Raw genomic sequence first — 13,294 nt, 5'->3', positions numbered from 1 at the left:
GACGCCCCGCCGACGCGGGGGTGACGCCCGGCGGAGCATCCGGTGAACATCGCGAACGTCGGGCGCGAACGGCCCCCGCGAGGCCGCGACACGCCTCACCCTGGTCTCGTGAGAGTCGCGCTGCTGGCCGAATCCTTCCTCCCGCACATGAACGGGGTCACCGGTTCCGTTCTCCACGTCCTGCGCCATCTGGCGGAGGCGGGCCACGAGACGCTCGTGATCGCCCCCAAATCCGGCGACGTCACCGCCGACCTGCACGGAGCCCGCACCGAGCTGCTGCGTTCGGTTCCCCTGCCGTCGTACCCCGAGGTGCGCGTGGTCTTCGCCCGGGCCGCGCGCCTGGGAGCCCTGCTGCGCGACTTCGACCCCGACGTCGTGCACCTGGCATCGCCGTTCGTGCTGGGGTGGCAGGGTCTCGCGGCCGCCGACGCGCTGAAAATCCCCTCGGTCGCGGTCTACCAGACGGACGTCGTCGCCTACTCGCAGAAGTACGGACTGCCGCACGCGACGGCTCTCGTCGCCGGACACGTCTCACGCCTGCACCGCCGGGCGACCCTGACGCTCGCGCCCTCGTCGGCGTCGACCCGGCAGCTCGAGGACCTCGGCGTCGACCGCATCCGCCGGTGGGGCAGGGGAGTGGATGCCGTGCGCTTCGCCCCCGAGCACCGCGACGACCGGTGGCGGGCGCGGATCGCCCCGAACGGCGAGCGCATCATCGGCTACGTCGGTCGCCTGGCGCCCGAGAAGCAGGTCGACGACCTCCGCGCCCTCGCCGACCTCCCCGACACGCGGCTGGTCATCGTCGGCGACGGCCCCTCGCGTCCCGCCCTCGAGAAGGCGATCCCGGATGCCGTGTTCACCGGCCACCTGGGCGGTTCGGAGCTCGCGTCCACCCTCGCGGGCTTCGACGTGTTCGTGCACCCGGGGGAGAGCGAGACCTTCGGTCAGACCATTCAGGAGGCGCTCGCCAGCGGTGTGCCGGTGGTCGCGACGGGTGTCGGCGGTCCCCTCGACCTCGTGCGCTCGAGCGTCGACGGGTGGCTCTACAAGCCCGGCGACCTCGATGACCTGCGCGCGCGCGTCGCGGACCTCGTGGGCGACGACGCCAAACGCCGCGCTTTCGCCCGCGCGGCGCGCGGCTCGGTGGAGGGACGCACGTGGGCGGCGCTGACCGGGTCGCTGATCGAGCACTACCGCGACGCCATCGCCCTGCGCCGCGTCGACGACAGCCTGCTGCGGCGCGGCAGTCCACGACCGGCCGGCACCGCGGCATCCCGCACTCGAGGACGGTGGACGCGTTTCGTTGCCCTCGGGGACTCGCTGACCGAGGGGTTGTGCGACGCCTCGCGGATGCCGTCGGGGCAGTTCCGCGGCTGGGCCGACCGTCTCGCCGAGCTCCTCGCCGGCACCACCGACGAGGGGCCGTTCCGATACGCGAATCTCGCCGTGCGCAGTCGTCGGGTGCGGCACCTGATCGACGAGCAGATCCCCGCCGCTCTCGCTCTGAAGCCCGACCTGGTGTCGATCCTCATCGGTGCGAACGATCTCGTGGGGCCGGCGCCCGTGCTCCCGGCGCTGGTGGCCGAGGTCGAATCGGCGGTGCGCGCGGTGCGACGGACCGGTGCCGATGTGCTGCTGGTGACGACGTTCCTGCCGCGACGGCCCGCCGCGCGCATCTTCGCCCGACGGTTCGCGGCGTACAACGTGCACCTGCGCCGGATCGCGGCGGAGCAGGGCGCGATCCTGCTCGACCTCGAGGCCGTGGGCGAGATCGGCGAGGCGCCGATGTGGGCCGATGACCTCGTGCACCTCAGTTCGGCCGGCCACCGTCTCGTCGCCTACCGCGGGGCGGAATCCCTGGGCGTGCCCGACGCGCGGGCGCTGCTCGGTCTCGACGAGGCGCTGCACGCCGACGAGGCCGAGCGTCCGCGTGGTACCTGGCTCACGCGCGATGCTCTGCCGTGGGTGTGGCGCCGCGTGCGCGGGCGGACGGCGGGAGACGGGATCGTCGCCAAGCACGCGGGCTACATCGAGCTGCCCACCCGTGGTGATCGCGAGCGCGCCGACGCGGTCTGAGACCTTGAGATCGCGGCCGGTGCCTGCACCGAGCGACCCGGTGCCCGTCTGCGTCGCCTGCGCGCTCGCCGCGGGGTGTCAGTACCAGCCGGTGCGCTGGGAGTGATCCCACGCGCCGCAGGGGGAGCCGTACCGCGAGCCGATGTACGACAGGCCCCAGGAGATCTGGGTGACGGCGTTGGTGCGCCAGTCGAGTCCGGCGGAGGCCATCTTGTCGCCGGGGAGAGCCTGAGGGATGCCGTAGGCACCGCTGCCCGCGTTGTAGGCGTCGGCCCGCCATCCCGACTCGCGGTTCCACAGCGAGACGAGGCAGGAGAACTGGTCGTCACCCCAGCCGTAGCGGCCGATCGCGCCGCGCGCCGCGGACCGCGCCTCGCTCGGGCTCATGATCGGACCGGCCGGAGCCGTCGACCCCGCCCCCGAGCCGCCGCCGCCCGAGCCGCCGGTCGAGCCGCTTCCGCCGCCCGATGAGCCGTTGCTCGCGCCGCCCCCGGTCGAGGCGGAACCGCCGCCGGCCGCTCCACCACCGCCCGTCGTCCCGCCGCCGCCCGGAGCCGCACCGCCACCGGTGCTCGCCCCGCCGGCGGATCCGCCGGGCTGCGCCGCATCGCGCTGCACCTTCTGCTCCTCGCGCGCCGCGCGCTCCTGAGCGGCGGTCGTCGCCCTGAGGGCCGCGAGCTGGGCGTAGAGATCGTCGAGGCGGCCCTGCGTCTCGCGCACCGTCGCCGCCTCGGCGTCCGCATCGCTCTGCGCCGCCGCCGCGGTGGCTCGAGCGTCGGCGGCCACGCGCGCGGCTTCGTCCCGCGCCTGCTCGGCCTGCTCGCGCAGCGAGGTCGCGACGTCGGCCGCACTGCGGGCGCGACCCGCGGTGCGCGCGGCGACCTCCGAGACCCGATCCAGGATGCCGAGCCGTTCCAGCAGCGAATCGGGATCGGCATCCGTGAGCAGCTGCGCCACCAGCGGGCCGCCGCCCACGGTGCGGTACAGCCGCGCGGCGCTCGCGCCGGCGGCCGTGGCGCTCGAGGTCTCGGCGGCGTCGGCCGAGGCGCTCTCGGCGCTCAGCGCTGCCGCGCGCGCAGCGGTCGTCTCGGCCAGCAGTCGCGTCTGCTCGGCGGTCGCCGACGCGTCGAGGGCACGGCGCGACGCGGCCACGGCGACGGCCTCCGCGGCATCCAACTCCGCCCGCACCCGGGCGACGGCGCTCTCGTCGACCGCGGCGACGGGAGCCACGGACCCCGCGCCGATAACCGCCGCGGAGGCGGGGACGGGGGCGAGGGCCGCGCCGGCGAGGACGCACGCGAGAAGCGTGTGACTCGTGCGACGGATGAGGCCCATGAGGTCACGGTAGAGCACGACGTCGTGCGCTGCCCACCCGGAACGGGTCGTCGCTGGTAGGGTGGCGAGGGATGCCGTCGTGGCATCGGCTCAACTACATATGAGCTCACGGAGCAGGCCGGCAGACGCTGGTCCCCTGTGGTGGACTCCCCGTCGTATGCCGGGTGGTCGTCTACTGGTGGCCAGTCGCCGGGATTCCGGGTCGATTCGTCGGCGCGCCCTTTCTGCCTGTTCCTGCTCCTTCGCATGTCAGCTCGTCGCCCACACGGGGCGGCGAGCCTAAACAAAGAAGGAGGGACCTCTTGGAAGGTCCAGAAATCACCGCCGCTGAAGCCGTTCTCGACAACGGCCGTTTCGGCACCCGTACCGTCCGGTTCGAAACCGGACGCCTCGCTCAGCAGGCTCAGGGCGCAGTCGCCGCCTACCTCGACGAGGAGACCATGCTGCTGTCGGCCACCAGCGCCGGCAAGCACCCGCGTGAAGGATTCGACTTCTTCCCGCTGACCGTCGACGTCGAGGAGCGCTCGTACGCCGCCGGCAAGATCCCCGGCTCGTTCTTCCGCCGCGAGGGTCGCCCCTCCACCGAGGCCATCCTCGTGTGCCGCCTCATCGACCGCCCGCTGCGCCCGTCGTTCGTCGACGGCCTGCGCAACGAGGTGCAGATCGTCGTCACCGTGCTGTCGATCGCCCCCGGCGAGTTCTACGACGCGTTGGCGATCAACGCCGCCTCGCTGTCGACCCAGATCTCGGGTCTGCCGTTCTCGGGTCCCATCGCGGGTGTGCGCCTGGCGCTCATCCCCGGTCAGGGCGAGAACGCCGACCAGTGGGTCGCCTTCCCGACCGTCACGCAGCTCGAGGACGCCGTCTTCGACCTCATCGTCGCGGGCCGCGTGCTCGACGACGGCGACGTCGCCATCATGATGGTGGAGGCCGAGGCCACCGAGGGCAGCTGGAACATGATCAAGGGCGGCGCGACCAAGCCGAACGAGCAGGTCGTCGCCGAGGGCCTCGAGGCCGCCAAGCCCTTCCTGCGCCAGCTCGTCGACGCGCAGAACGAGGTCGCGCGCACCGCGGCCAAGGAGATCCAGTCGTTCCCCGTCTTCCCGGCCTACAGCCAGGAGACCTACGACTTCGTCGCCGGTCGCGCTTACGACCGTCTGGTGCCCGTGTACCAGATCGCCGACAAGCAGGAGCGTCAGAACGCCGATGACGAGGTCAAGACCTCGGTCAAGGAGCAGCTCGTCGCCGCCGTCGAGTCGGGCGAGCTGCCCGCCGTCGCGACCCTCGAGTTCAACGCCGCGTACAAGTCGGTCACCAAGACGATCGTCCGCGGTCGCATCCTGGCCGAGGGCGTCCGCATGGACGGCCGCGGACTCGCCGACATCCGCCCGCTCGACGCCGAGGTGCAGGTCATCCCGCGCGTCCACGGCTCGGCGATCTTCCAGCGCGGCGAGACCCAGATCCTGGGCGTCACCACGCTGAACATGCTCAAGATGGAGCAGCAGATCGACTCGCTCTCGCCCATCACGAGCAAGCGCTACCTGCACCACTACAACTTCCCGCCGTACTCGACCGGTGAGACCGGTCGCGTGGGTTCGCCGAAGCGTCGCGAGATCGGTCACGGCTTCCTGGCCGAGCGCGCGCTCGTCCCGGTGCTCCCCAGCCGCGAGGAGTTCCCCTACGCGATCCGTCAGGTGTCCGAGGCCCTCGGCTCCAACGGCTCGACGTCGATGGGCTCGGTCTGCGCATCGACCCTGTCGCTGCTGAACGCGGGTGTGCCCCTTCGCGCCCCCGTCGCCGGTATCGCCATGGGCCTGGTCACCGACGAGGTCGACGGACAGACGCGCTACGCCGCCCTGACCGACATCCTCGGCGCCGAAGACGCCCTCGGCGACATGGACTTCAAGGTCGCCGGCACGAGCGAGTTCATCACCGCGATCCAGCTCGACACCAAGCTCGACGGCATCCCGTCGTCGGTGCTGGCCGCCGCCCTCACCCAGGCCAAGGAGGCTCGCCTCACGATCCTCAACGTCCTGAACTCGGCGATCGACGCTCCCGACGAGATGGCGCCCACCGCGCCCCGCGTCATCAGCGTGCAGATCCCGGTCGACAAGATCGGCGAGCTCATCGGACCCAAGGGCAAGACGATCAACTCCATCCAGGACGAGACCGGCGCCCAGATCTCGATCGAGGACGACGGCACCGTGTACATCGGTGCGACCGACGGCCCCTCGGCCGAGGCGGCCCGCGCCCAGGTGAACGCGATCGCCAACCCGACCAACCCCGAGGTGGGCGAGCAGTTCCTCGGAACCGTCGTCAAGATCGCGACCTTCGGTGCGTTCGTCTCGCTGCTTCCCGGCAAGGACGGTCTGCTGCACGTCAGCGAGGTCCGCAAGCTCGCCGGTGGCAAGCGCGTCGAGAACGTCGAAGACGTGCTCTCGGTCGGTCGCAAGATCCTCGTGCGCATCACGAAGATCGACGACCGCGGCAAGCTCTCGCTCGAGCCCGTGCTCGACGAGGAGGCCACCACGCCCGAGCCCGCCGACACGCAGAGTTCGGCCGCCGCGAGCGAGGGCCCCGAGGCTCCCGCCGAAGGCTGATCCTTCTCGCTGACCGGATGCCCGTCCCGCTTCGTGCGGGGCGGGCATCCGTCGTGTGACGGGTGTGACGCACGTGGCGAGCGACGCGGAAGCGTTACGCAATGTTTATCGGCGCGGCGGGGCAATCGACGGAGCGGTCACGAGGAAGGCCTAGCCTCGTAGTACGTCGGGGGGCGTGGTGATACGGGCGCTGTTCCGTATCGTCACCCGGCACTGTGGGAGAGGACCTCACCATGAGCGGCTCGGGCGTCGATGAGACGGCCACGCCGCGCCTGCGTCGAGATCGAGCCCCGCATCCGTCGTCACCCATCACCCTGCAGGGGCCGGGGCTGGGTTCGCACGTGCGCGTTCCGCTCGGCGAGACGGGGTTCGACGTCTTCCCGCTGTTCCTCGGCGGGGGAGAGTTCGGGTGGAACGTCGACGCGCGCGCGAGCCACGAGATCCTCGACGCCTACGCCGAGCTCGGCGGCAACGCGCTGCACACCGCCGACAGCTACGCGGCGGGGCGCAGCGAGTTCATCATCGGCGAATGGTTGCGCACCCGCCGCATGCGCGACGACACCGTCCTGACGGTCCGCATCGGCGGTCACCCCGACAACCCCGGGCTCGACTCCGTCAACCTCGTGCGCGCCGTCGAGGCCTCGCTCACGCGCCTCGGCACCGATCGCATCGACGTGCTGTCGCTCGACGCCGCCCGGGGCGACAAGGCGCTCCTCGAGGACACCCTGGCCACGAGCGAGTGGCTCGTCGACGCGGGCAAGGTACGCGCGATCGGCGCGCACGGCTACACCGCCGCCCAGCTCGTCGAGGCTCGCATCCTGTCATCGGCGGGGTACCCGCGCATCACGGTGCTCGACGTGCCGTACAACGTGCTGCGCCGCTCGGAGTTCGAAGGCGACGTGCGTCTCATCGCCTCGGCGCAGAACATGGCCGTCACTCCTTCGCATCCGCTCGCCCACGGCTTCCTGGCCGGCGAGACCCGCACTCGAGGACAGTCCTCGCAGTCGGTGCGCGGCACGCAGGTCGCCGCGCACTTGAACCGGCGGGGCTCGCGCGTACTGCGCGCCCTCGACGCCGTGGGCAGCGAACTCGGCCTCCCGGATGCCGCGGTGGCGGTGGCCTGGCTGCTGGCTCAGAAGATCGTGACGGCGCCCATCGTGAACGCCTTCGCGCCCCGGCACGTCGTGGAGTGCATGCGCGCCGTCGGCGTGCGGCTCAGCCGGGCGCACCTCTCGGATATCGCGCGCGCCGCGGAGTGATCGGCCCCCTGTCGGGGGTGTGACGTAGGCTGGTCGATGAGGGCCGGGGGACGGCGGATCGACGACGGAGTGAGCTGACGTGACGCACTACATCTACCTGGTGCGCCATGGCGAGCACCAGGATGCCGAGCACGGCCTCACCGACGGCCCACTGTCGCCGCGGGGTCAGCGTCAGGCCGCCCTGCTGGCCGACCGTCTGTCCGGACTCCCGCTCGACGCCGTCTGGCACTCGCCTCTCGAACGCGCGGCGCAGACAGCCCGCGCCGTCGCCGACCGTCTGCCCGCCGTCACTCCCGAGTCCTCGGCGCTTCTATTCGATTGCATCCCCACCGGTATGACGCCCGAGACGCCCTCGGTGTTCGAGCCCTTCTTCGGTTCGGTGACCGAGGCCGAGATCGATGCGGGCCGCGCGCAGATGGCCGATGCCACCGCCGAGTTCCTCGCCCGCAAGGCCGGTGAGGTCCACGAGCTGGTCATCACGCACAATTTCGTCATCTCGTGGTTCGTCCGCGAGGTGCTGCAGGCGCCCGAGTGGCGCTGGATGACCATCAACCAGGCCTACTGCGGTCTGACGGTCATCGCGCAGAAGAAGGGCCGGCCCTGGACCCTCCTGTCGCACAACGACCTCGCGCACCTGCCGGTCGAGCTGCGCACCGGGCTGGTCGACCCGCTTCCGGTCTGAGCTTCGCGCGGCGCGTCTGTGGTTAACGCCGCGACGCCGTGCGCTCGCGCCTAGGCTGGACCTATGACGACGCGTGTGGCCATCGTGGGCGGAACCGGAAAGCTCGGCGGGGTGATCAGGGCGGTCGTCGAGGCCGAAGAGGGCTACGAGGTCACCGCGGTCCTCACCTCGGCCTCTCCGCTCAGCGAGATGGACGGCGCGGATCTCGTGATCGACGCGACGACCCCCGCCGTCTCCATCGACGTCGTCCGCGCGGCGGTCGAGCGCGGCATCAACGTCCTGGTGGGCACCTCGGGTTGGTCGAACGAACGCATCGCCCTCGTCCGATCGTTGGTGGATGCCAGCGGAACGGGCGCCGTTTTCATCCCCAACTTCTCGCTCGGTTCGGTGATCGGCAGCGCCCTCGCGGCGGCGGCGGCCCCGTTCTTCCCCTCGATCGAGATCGTCGAGGCCCACCACGAGACGAAGATCGATTCTCCCAGCGGGACGGCGGTGCGCACCGCCGAGCTCATCGCGGCGGCGCGGGCCGACGTCGGCCCCGTCGAGTCTCCCCATGTCGACCAGCGTGCTCGCGGACAGCGCGTGGCATCCGTCCCCATTCACTCGCTGCGTCGCCCGGGTGTCGTCGCCCGCCAAGAGACGGTGCTCTCGGGAGCGGGGGAGTCGCTGACGATCGTGCACGACACGATCGAGCCCGCCAAGGCCTACGCTCCCGGCATCCGGATCGCCCTGGCCGCAGCGCGCGACGCGCGCGGCGTGCACGTGGGTCTCGACAGCTTCATCGACATCGGCGTGCGGACGCGTCCCCTCGCGCCCGAGGCTCCGATCACCGACGGCGACGTGTCGGGCCAGGTCGCGGGCGTCACCGGCGCATGAGAGTGCGCGTCGCGGTCGCCGTCATGACGGTGCTGCTGCTGATGTACGTCGTGCTCGCGGGGCAGCGGGCCATCGTTCTGCTGACGAGCGGAGAGACCGTCGGCGTCGTGATGGGCGTGGCGTTGCTCGTGCTTCCGGCCCTGGCGATCTGGGCGATCGGCCGCGAACTGTGGTTCGGTGTGCGCGCCCAGCAACTGGGGGAGCGGTTGGATGCCGAGGGCGGACTGCCCGATGAAGACCTCCCCGTGCGCCCGAGCGGGCGCATCGAACGCGAAGACGGCGACGCATTGTTCCCGCGCTACCGGGCGGACGTCGAAGAACACCCCGACGACTGGCGCGCGCGCTACCGGCTGGGCCTCGCGTACGACGCGGCGGGCGACCGTCGGCGCGCGCGGGATGCGATCCGCACGGCCATCCGTCTCGAGACGTCCGAGCGCCGCGTCGCCTGAGGACTTCTTCGCGGAACACCGCTCTGCGGCCCCGACGAGCTCGCTCCCGGCCCCGGGTGCCCCGGGCAGCGGAGGGGAGGGGGCGTGAGCGTCCGGCCTCCCCTTCGTCCCGTCAGGCGGCGTCGTGCGCCGGCACGGCCGAGGCCACGGCCTCTTCGACCGTGCGGTGAGAGAACGTGAACCCGCTGTCCTCGAGGGCCGTCGGGCGCACGTCGGCGTCGGAGGTGAGCAGCGCCTCGGTCGCGTCGGAGCCGAGGGCGAGCTTCACGCCCCAGATCGGCGCGCGCACGAGGTACGGACGATTCATGCGGCGGGCGAGGGCGAAACCGAGGTCGTTCGCCGTCGCGCGCGTGGGGCCGGTGAGGTTCACGGGTCCCGACAGATCGGAATCGATGACGTGGCGGATCGCGCGCACCTCGTCGTCGAGCGAGATCCACGGCCACACCTGGGTGCCGCGGCCGATCGGGCCCGAGATGCCGAGCTTGGTCAGCAGGAGGAGGGGCTTGAGCACTCCCTGCTCGTGCACGACGGGGGCGGTGCGCAGCATCGCCACCCGCGCCGAATCTCCGGCGGCTCGTGCCTCGTGCTCCCAATCGACGCAGATGTCGGCGAGCAGGCCCGTGCCGCGCTTCGAGGCCTCGGTCAGGACGGCTCCGGGCTGCGAACCGTAGAAACCGGTCGCGCTCGCGTTCACGAGCGCCGGGGCGTCGCCGCCCAGTGCACGGACCGCGGTGGCCAGGGTGCGCGTCGGGGTGATGCGCGACCACAGCAGGGTGCTCTTGTACGAGGGGGTCCAGGGGAAGTGCCCGATCGATGCGCCGTTCAGGCACACCACGGCGTCGGCCCCGGCGATCACGTCGGGGTCGAGCGGGGTGGCATCCTGCAGCCACTGCACCTCGTGCGGGGCGGTCGGCTCGTGGCGCACGAGCGAGGTGACCTCGACGCCGTCGCCGCGCAGCGAGTCGAGCAGGGCCGAGCCGATGAGGCCCGACGCGCCGGCGAGGACGACGCGTCGGGCCGGGGTCTCAGGCAAGCGTGGCCTCGAGGGTGATGTCGATGCCCGCGAGCGCCTGCGACACGGGGCAGTTCGCCTTGGCATCGGCGGCGATCTTCTGGAACGTCTCGTCGTCGAGCCCGGGCACGACCGCGTTCACGTTGAGGTGGCTGCCGGTGATCCCGGTGCCGGGCTTGAAGGTGATCGACGCCGTCGCGTCGACCGACTCGGGCGGGGTGCCGTTGTCGGCGAGGGCATTCGAGAGCGCCATGCTGAAGCACGACGAGTGGGCACCGGCGAGAAGTTCCTCGGGGGTGGTGACCGAGCTCGAGCCTTCGCTGCGGGCCTTCCAGTTCACGTCGAACGTGCCGATGCCCGAGGAGGTGAACGTGACCTCACCCGATCCTTCGAACAGGCTGCCCTTCCAGGCGGTGGTGGCTTCGCTCGTGACGGCCATGGGAACCTCCGTTGTCTCGGCGCGGTCGGGGCGACCGCGACGCGGCCAGCCTAGTGAGCGCGGACGGCACTCTTCGGGTCTTGACAGGCCTTTGCTCGACGACGCTCAGACAGCGGCGGGGCCGCGTCGCCCGATGAGTCCCGCGCGCTGCAGAACGAGGTAGAGCTGGCATCCGAGGCACAGTCCGAAGACCGCGTTGAGGAACGCCGCGACGAACGCCATGGCCGCCGCGATCGGCAGCGCCCAGGGAACCCCGGCGAGGTGGAGGAGCAGTCCGGCGGCCGTGACGAAGAGCCCCACGCCCTGGGCGAAGCGGGGCGGGCGCGGGTCTTCGAACTCGGTCGGGGGTGCGAGGCGGGGCTGCACGACCCGTCGGTAGAGCACGCCCCACGGCGCGGTGCGCGGAGAGGTGACGCCCCAGACGAACAGCAGCGCGATCACGAGCACCACGACGAAGCCGGGGTCCGCGACGCGGTCCAGAAGGGGCAGCTGCTGCACGGCCCAGCCATCGGGGCGGAAGGTCGCGTCGGCCAGAGGTTGGTAGGCGAACCACCCGTAGGCTCCGCGCTGCGTCGAGATGCCGATCAGGCTCAGGACGGTCGCCACGAGGAGGAGGACGGCGGTGATGGATGCCGCGAAGCGGGGGCCGCGAGCATCGATGCGCGAGGTGTCAGGCACGGGTGGGCTCCTTCTGCAGGCGGGTCAACTCGCTCTCGACCGCGGCGCGTTCGAGAGTGCCCCCGAAGCGGGTGCGGATCACTCCACGCCGGTCGAGGACGAGGGTGGTGGGGGTCTGCAGCACGCGGAAGTGCTGAGCGAGGTCGGGCCGATGGGTGAGGTCGACGTCGACGTAACTGACGCCGTCGCGGGCGTCGGCGATCTGCGTGAGCACGCGGCGCACCCCGGGGCAGCGGGAGCAGATCTCGGTGCTGAACTGCACGAGGGTCGCCTCGGGCCCGAGGCTCTCGGCACCGAGCAGGGCGGGATCGACCGCCTCGACCGAATCGACGGTGCGCGCGCGGCCCTGGCGGCGCCGGAACACGAGACCGGCGATCGTCGTGAGTACGACGAGCGCCCCGGCGGCCAGAAGAGCGAAGGTCACGTCCACGACCGTCAACGCTAACGCGCGGGAGCGCGGGGAGGGCCGATGAGTCCTCTCGTGACGAACCCTCCTCCCCACCGCGTGCGCAGGCCTCCACCGTCCACCGTCGTCGCCCCGCGCCCCCCGTCGGGAGCCCGTCGCGGGTATCGTGATGGCCGTGACCGCCGACATCCCGACGCCCTACGAAGACCTTCTCCGCGACGTGCTCGAGACGGGCGTGCACAAGTCCGATCGCACGGGAACGGGCACCACGAGCGTGTTCGGGCGGCAGATCCGCTTCGACCTCGCCGAGGGGTTCCCCCTCATCACCACCAAGCGCGTGCACCTGAAGTCGATCGTCTACGAACTGCTGTGGTTCCTGCGCGGCGAGTCGAACGTGTCGTGGTTGAAGGACAACGGCGTGACGATCTGGGACGAGTGGGCCGACGCCGACGGCGAGCTCGGCCCCGTGTACGGCGTGCAGTGGCGTTCGTGGCCCACCGCCGACGGCGGCACGATCGACCAGATCTCGCAGGTGATCGAGCAGATCCGCCGCGACCCCGACTCGCGCCGACTCATCGTCTCGGCCTGGAACCCCGCCGACATCCCCGACATGGCGCTCGCCCCCTGTCACGCTCTGTTCCAGTTCTACGTCGCCGATGGCAAGCTCTCGTGCCAGCTGTACCAGCGCAGCGCCGACATGTTCCTCGGGGTTCCGTTCAACATCGCGTCGTACGCCCTTCTGACCCTCATGGTCGCGCAGCAGACGGGCCTCGAGCCCGGCGAGTTCGTCTGGACCGGCGGCGACTGCCACGTCTACGACAACCACCGCGAGCAGGTCGCCGAGCAGCTCACGCGCGACCCCTACCCCTACCCGACGCTGCGCTTCGCCCGTACGCCCGCGTCGATCTTCGATTACACCTACGACGACATCATGGTCGAGGACTACCAGCACCACCCGGCGATCCGCGGAGCCGTCGCGGTATGACCACGGTCGGCCTCGTCTGGGCCCAGGCGCACGACGGTGTGATCGGTGCCGACGGCGGGATGCCGTGGCACGTGCCCGAAGACATGGCCCACTTCCGCGAGGTCACGGGATCGGCCGAGGTCGTCATGGGGCGTCGCACCTGGGAGTCGCTTCCGCCGCGATTCCGCCCCCTGCCCGGGCGGCGCAACATCGTCGTGACGCGCTCCGCCGACTGGGCCGACGACGGTGCCGAACGCGCGGGATCGCTTGAGGAGGCCCTCGCGCTCACCGCGGGCGACGAGGTCTGGGTGATCGGCGGGGGAATGCTCTACGCCGCCGCGATCGACCGCGCCGACCTGCTCGAGGTCACCCGCCTCGACGTCGCGGTCGAGGGCGATACGCGCGCACCCTCGACGGACGGGTGGAGCCTCGTCGCCGCCGACCCCGAACAGGGCTGGCACACCTCGCGCAGCGGCATCCGATATCGCTTCGAGACCTACCGCAGACCGGGGGAGTGA

The 13,294-nt window shown here is 71.4% G+C and carries 13 protein-coding genes; 8 read left to right on the top strand and 5 right to left on the bottom strand.

What is annotated here, in order from left to right; translation table 11 throughout:
• Positions 1–108 precede the first annotated feature (108 nt).
• Positions 109–2,076: a GDSL-type esterase/lipase family protein gene (locus tag AB6V31_RS04895; RefSeq protein WP_074694411.1), complete on the top strand. Its 1,968-nt coding sequence runs from the start codon at positions 109–111 to the stop codon at positions 2,074–2,076.
• Positions 2,077–2,154: 78 nt separating this feature from the next.
• On the opposite strand, the gene AB6V31_RS04890 is transcribed toward AB6V31_RS04895, so the two are convergent.
• Positions 2,155–3,411, bottom strand: a complete 1,257-nt coding sequence (locus AB6V31_RS04890; protein WP_369364414.1) for a hypothetical protein — start codon at positions 3,409–3,411, stop codon at positions 2,155–2,157.
• 302 nt (positions 3,412–3,713) lie between these two features.
• Between AB6V31_RS04890 and AB6V31_RS04885 the strand changes: the two genes are divergently transcribed.
• The 5 genes from AB6V31_RS04885 to AB6V31_RS04865 all read left to right on the top strand — a co-directional run bounded on the left by AB6V31_RS04885 (position 3,714) and on the right by AB6V31_RS04865 (position 9,277).
• On the top strand, positions 3,714–6,011 hold the full coding sequence (locus tag AB6V31_RS04885; RefSeq protein ID WP_056227345.1) for a polyribonucleotide nucleotidyltransferase: 2,298 nt from the start codon (positions 3,714–3,716) through the stop codon (positions 6,009–6,011).
• 233 nt (positions 6,012–6,244) lie between these two features.
• Positions 6,245–7,270: an aldo/keto reductase gene (locus tag AB6V31_RS04880; protein ID WP_056228473.1), complete on the top strand. Its 1,026-nt coding sequence runs from the start codon at positions 6,245–6,247 to the stop codon at positions 7,268–7,270.
• A 79-nt stretch (positions 7,271–7,349) separates the two neighbouring features.
• Positions 7,350–7,952 (top strand): histidine phosphatase family protein, encoded by a 603-nt coding sequence (locus AB6V31_RS04875; protein ID WP_056227348.1) that lies wholly within the window; start codon positions 7,350–7,352, stop codon positions 7,950–7,952.
• Positions 7,953–8,015: 63 nt separating this feature from the next.
• Positions 8,016–8,828, top strand: coding sequence for a 4-hydroxy-tetrahydrodipicolinate reductase (gene dapB / locus AB6V31_RS04870; RefSeq protein ID WP_369364411.1), 813 nt, complete (start codon positions 8,016–8,018; stop codon positions 8,826–8,828).
• Positions 8,825–9,277, top strand: coding sequence for a hypothetical protein (locus AB6V31_RS04865; protein WP_369364409.1), 453 nt, complete (start codon positions 8,825–8,827; stop codon positions 9,275–9,277). The genes dapB and AB6V31_RS04865 overlap by 4 nt, the downstream gene beginning before the upstream one ends.
• A 112-nt stretch (positions 9,278–9,389) precedes the next feature.
• On the opposite strand, the gene AB6V31_RS04860 is transcribed toward AB6V31_RS04865, so the two are convergent.
• From AB6V31_RS04860 to AB6V31_RS04845, 4 genes are all read right to left on the bottom strand, one after another.
• Complete coding sequence (locus AB6V31_RS04860; RefSeq protein ID WP_369364407.1) at positions 9,390–10,310, bottom strand: TIGR01777 family oxidoreductase; 921 nt, start codon at positions 10,308–10,310, stop codon at positions 9,390–9,392.
• Positions 10,303–10,728 carry an OsmC family peroxiredoxin gene (locus AB6V31_RS04855; RefSeq protein WP_056227360.1) on the bottom strand — a complete coding sequence of 142 codons (426 nt, stop codon included), beginning with the start codon at positions 10,726–10,728 and terminating at the stop codon, positions 10,303–10,305. The genes AB6V31_RS04860 and AB6V31_RS04855 overlap by 8 nt, the downstream gene beginning before the upstream one ends.
• Before the next feature lie 105 nt (positions 10,729–10,833).
• Positions 10,834–11,406 carry a DUF4395 domain-containing protein gene (locus tag AB6V31_RS04850; RefSeq protein WP_056227362.1) on the bottom strand — a complete coding sequence of 191 codons (573 nt, stop codon included), beginning with the start codon at positions 11,404–11,406 and terminating at the stop codon, positions 10,834–10,836.
• Positions 11,399–11,836 (bottom strand): thioredoxin family protein, encoded by a 438-nt coding sequence (locus tag AB6V31_RS04845; protein ID WP_144782070.1) that lies wholly within the window; start codon positions 11,834–11,836, stop codon positions 11,399–11,401. The genes AB6V31_RS04850 and AB6V31_RS04845 overlap by 8 nt, the downstream gene beginning before the upstream one ends.
• A 145-nt stretch (positions 11,837–11,981) precedes the next feature.
• Between AB6V31_RS04845 and AB6V31_RS04840 the strand changes: the two genes are divergently transcribed.
• Together AB6V31_RS04840 and AB6V31_RS04835 are read left to right on the top strand one after the other, a co-directional pair.
• Complete coding sequence (locus AB6V31_RS04840; protein WP_369364405.1) at positions 11,982–12,797, top strand: thymidylate synthase; 816 nt, start codon at positions 11,982–11,984, stop codon at positions 12,795–12,797.
• Positions 12,794–13,294: a dihydrofolate reductase gene (locus AB6V31_RS04835; protein WP_369364403.1), complete on the top strand. Its 501-nt coding sequence runs from the start codon at positions 12,794–12,796 to the stop codon at positions 13,292–13,294. The genes AB6V31_RS04840 and AB6V31_RS04835 overlap by 4 nt, the downstream gene beginning before the upstream one ends.

This window comes from Microbacterium sp. 16-032 (assembly GCF_041079455.1).
Lineage (GTDB): Bacteria > Actinomycetota > Actinomycetes > Actinomycetales > Microbacteriaceae > Microbacterium > Microbacterium testaceum_A.
Note: the sequence above shows the minus strand (reverse complement) of the source record. Positions and strands in the feature narration are given on the sequence as shown.

What these genes read in the sequence shown, in the direction of transcription:
- AB6V31_RS04890 (WP_369364414.1), bottom strand. Translation starts at nt 3,411, where the DNA reads ATGGGCCTCATCCGTCGCACGAGTCACACGCTTCTCGCGTGCGTCCTC.
- AB6V31_RS04880 (WP_056228473.1), top strand. Translation starts at nt 6,245, where the DNA reads ATGAGCGGCTCGGGCGTCGATGAGACGGCCACGCCGCGCCTGCGTCGA.
- dapB (WP_369364411.1), top strand. Translation starts at nt 8,016, where the DNA reads ATGACGACGCGTGTGGCCATCGTGGGCGGAACCGGAAAGCTCGGCGGG.
- AB6V31_RS04865 (WP_369364409.1), top strand. Translation starts at nt 8,825, where the DNA reads ATGAGAGTGCGCGTCGCGGTCGCCGTCATGACGGTGCTGCTGCTGATG.
- AB6V31_RS04855 (WP_056227360.1), bottom strand. Translation starts at nt 10,728, where the DNA reads ATGGCCGTCACGAGCGAAGCCACCACCGCCTGGAAGGGCAGCCTGTTC.
- AB6V31_RS04840 (WP_369364405.1), top strand. Translation starts at nt 11,982, where the DNA reads ATGGCCGTGACCGCCGACATCCCGACGCCCTACGAAGACCTTCTCCGC.
- AB6V31_RS04835 (WP_369364403.1), top strand. Translation starts at nt 12,794, where the DNA reads ATGACCACGGTCGGCCTCGTCTGGGCCCAGGCGCACGACGGTGTGATC.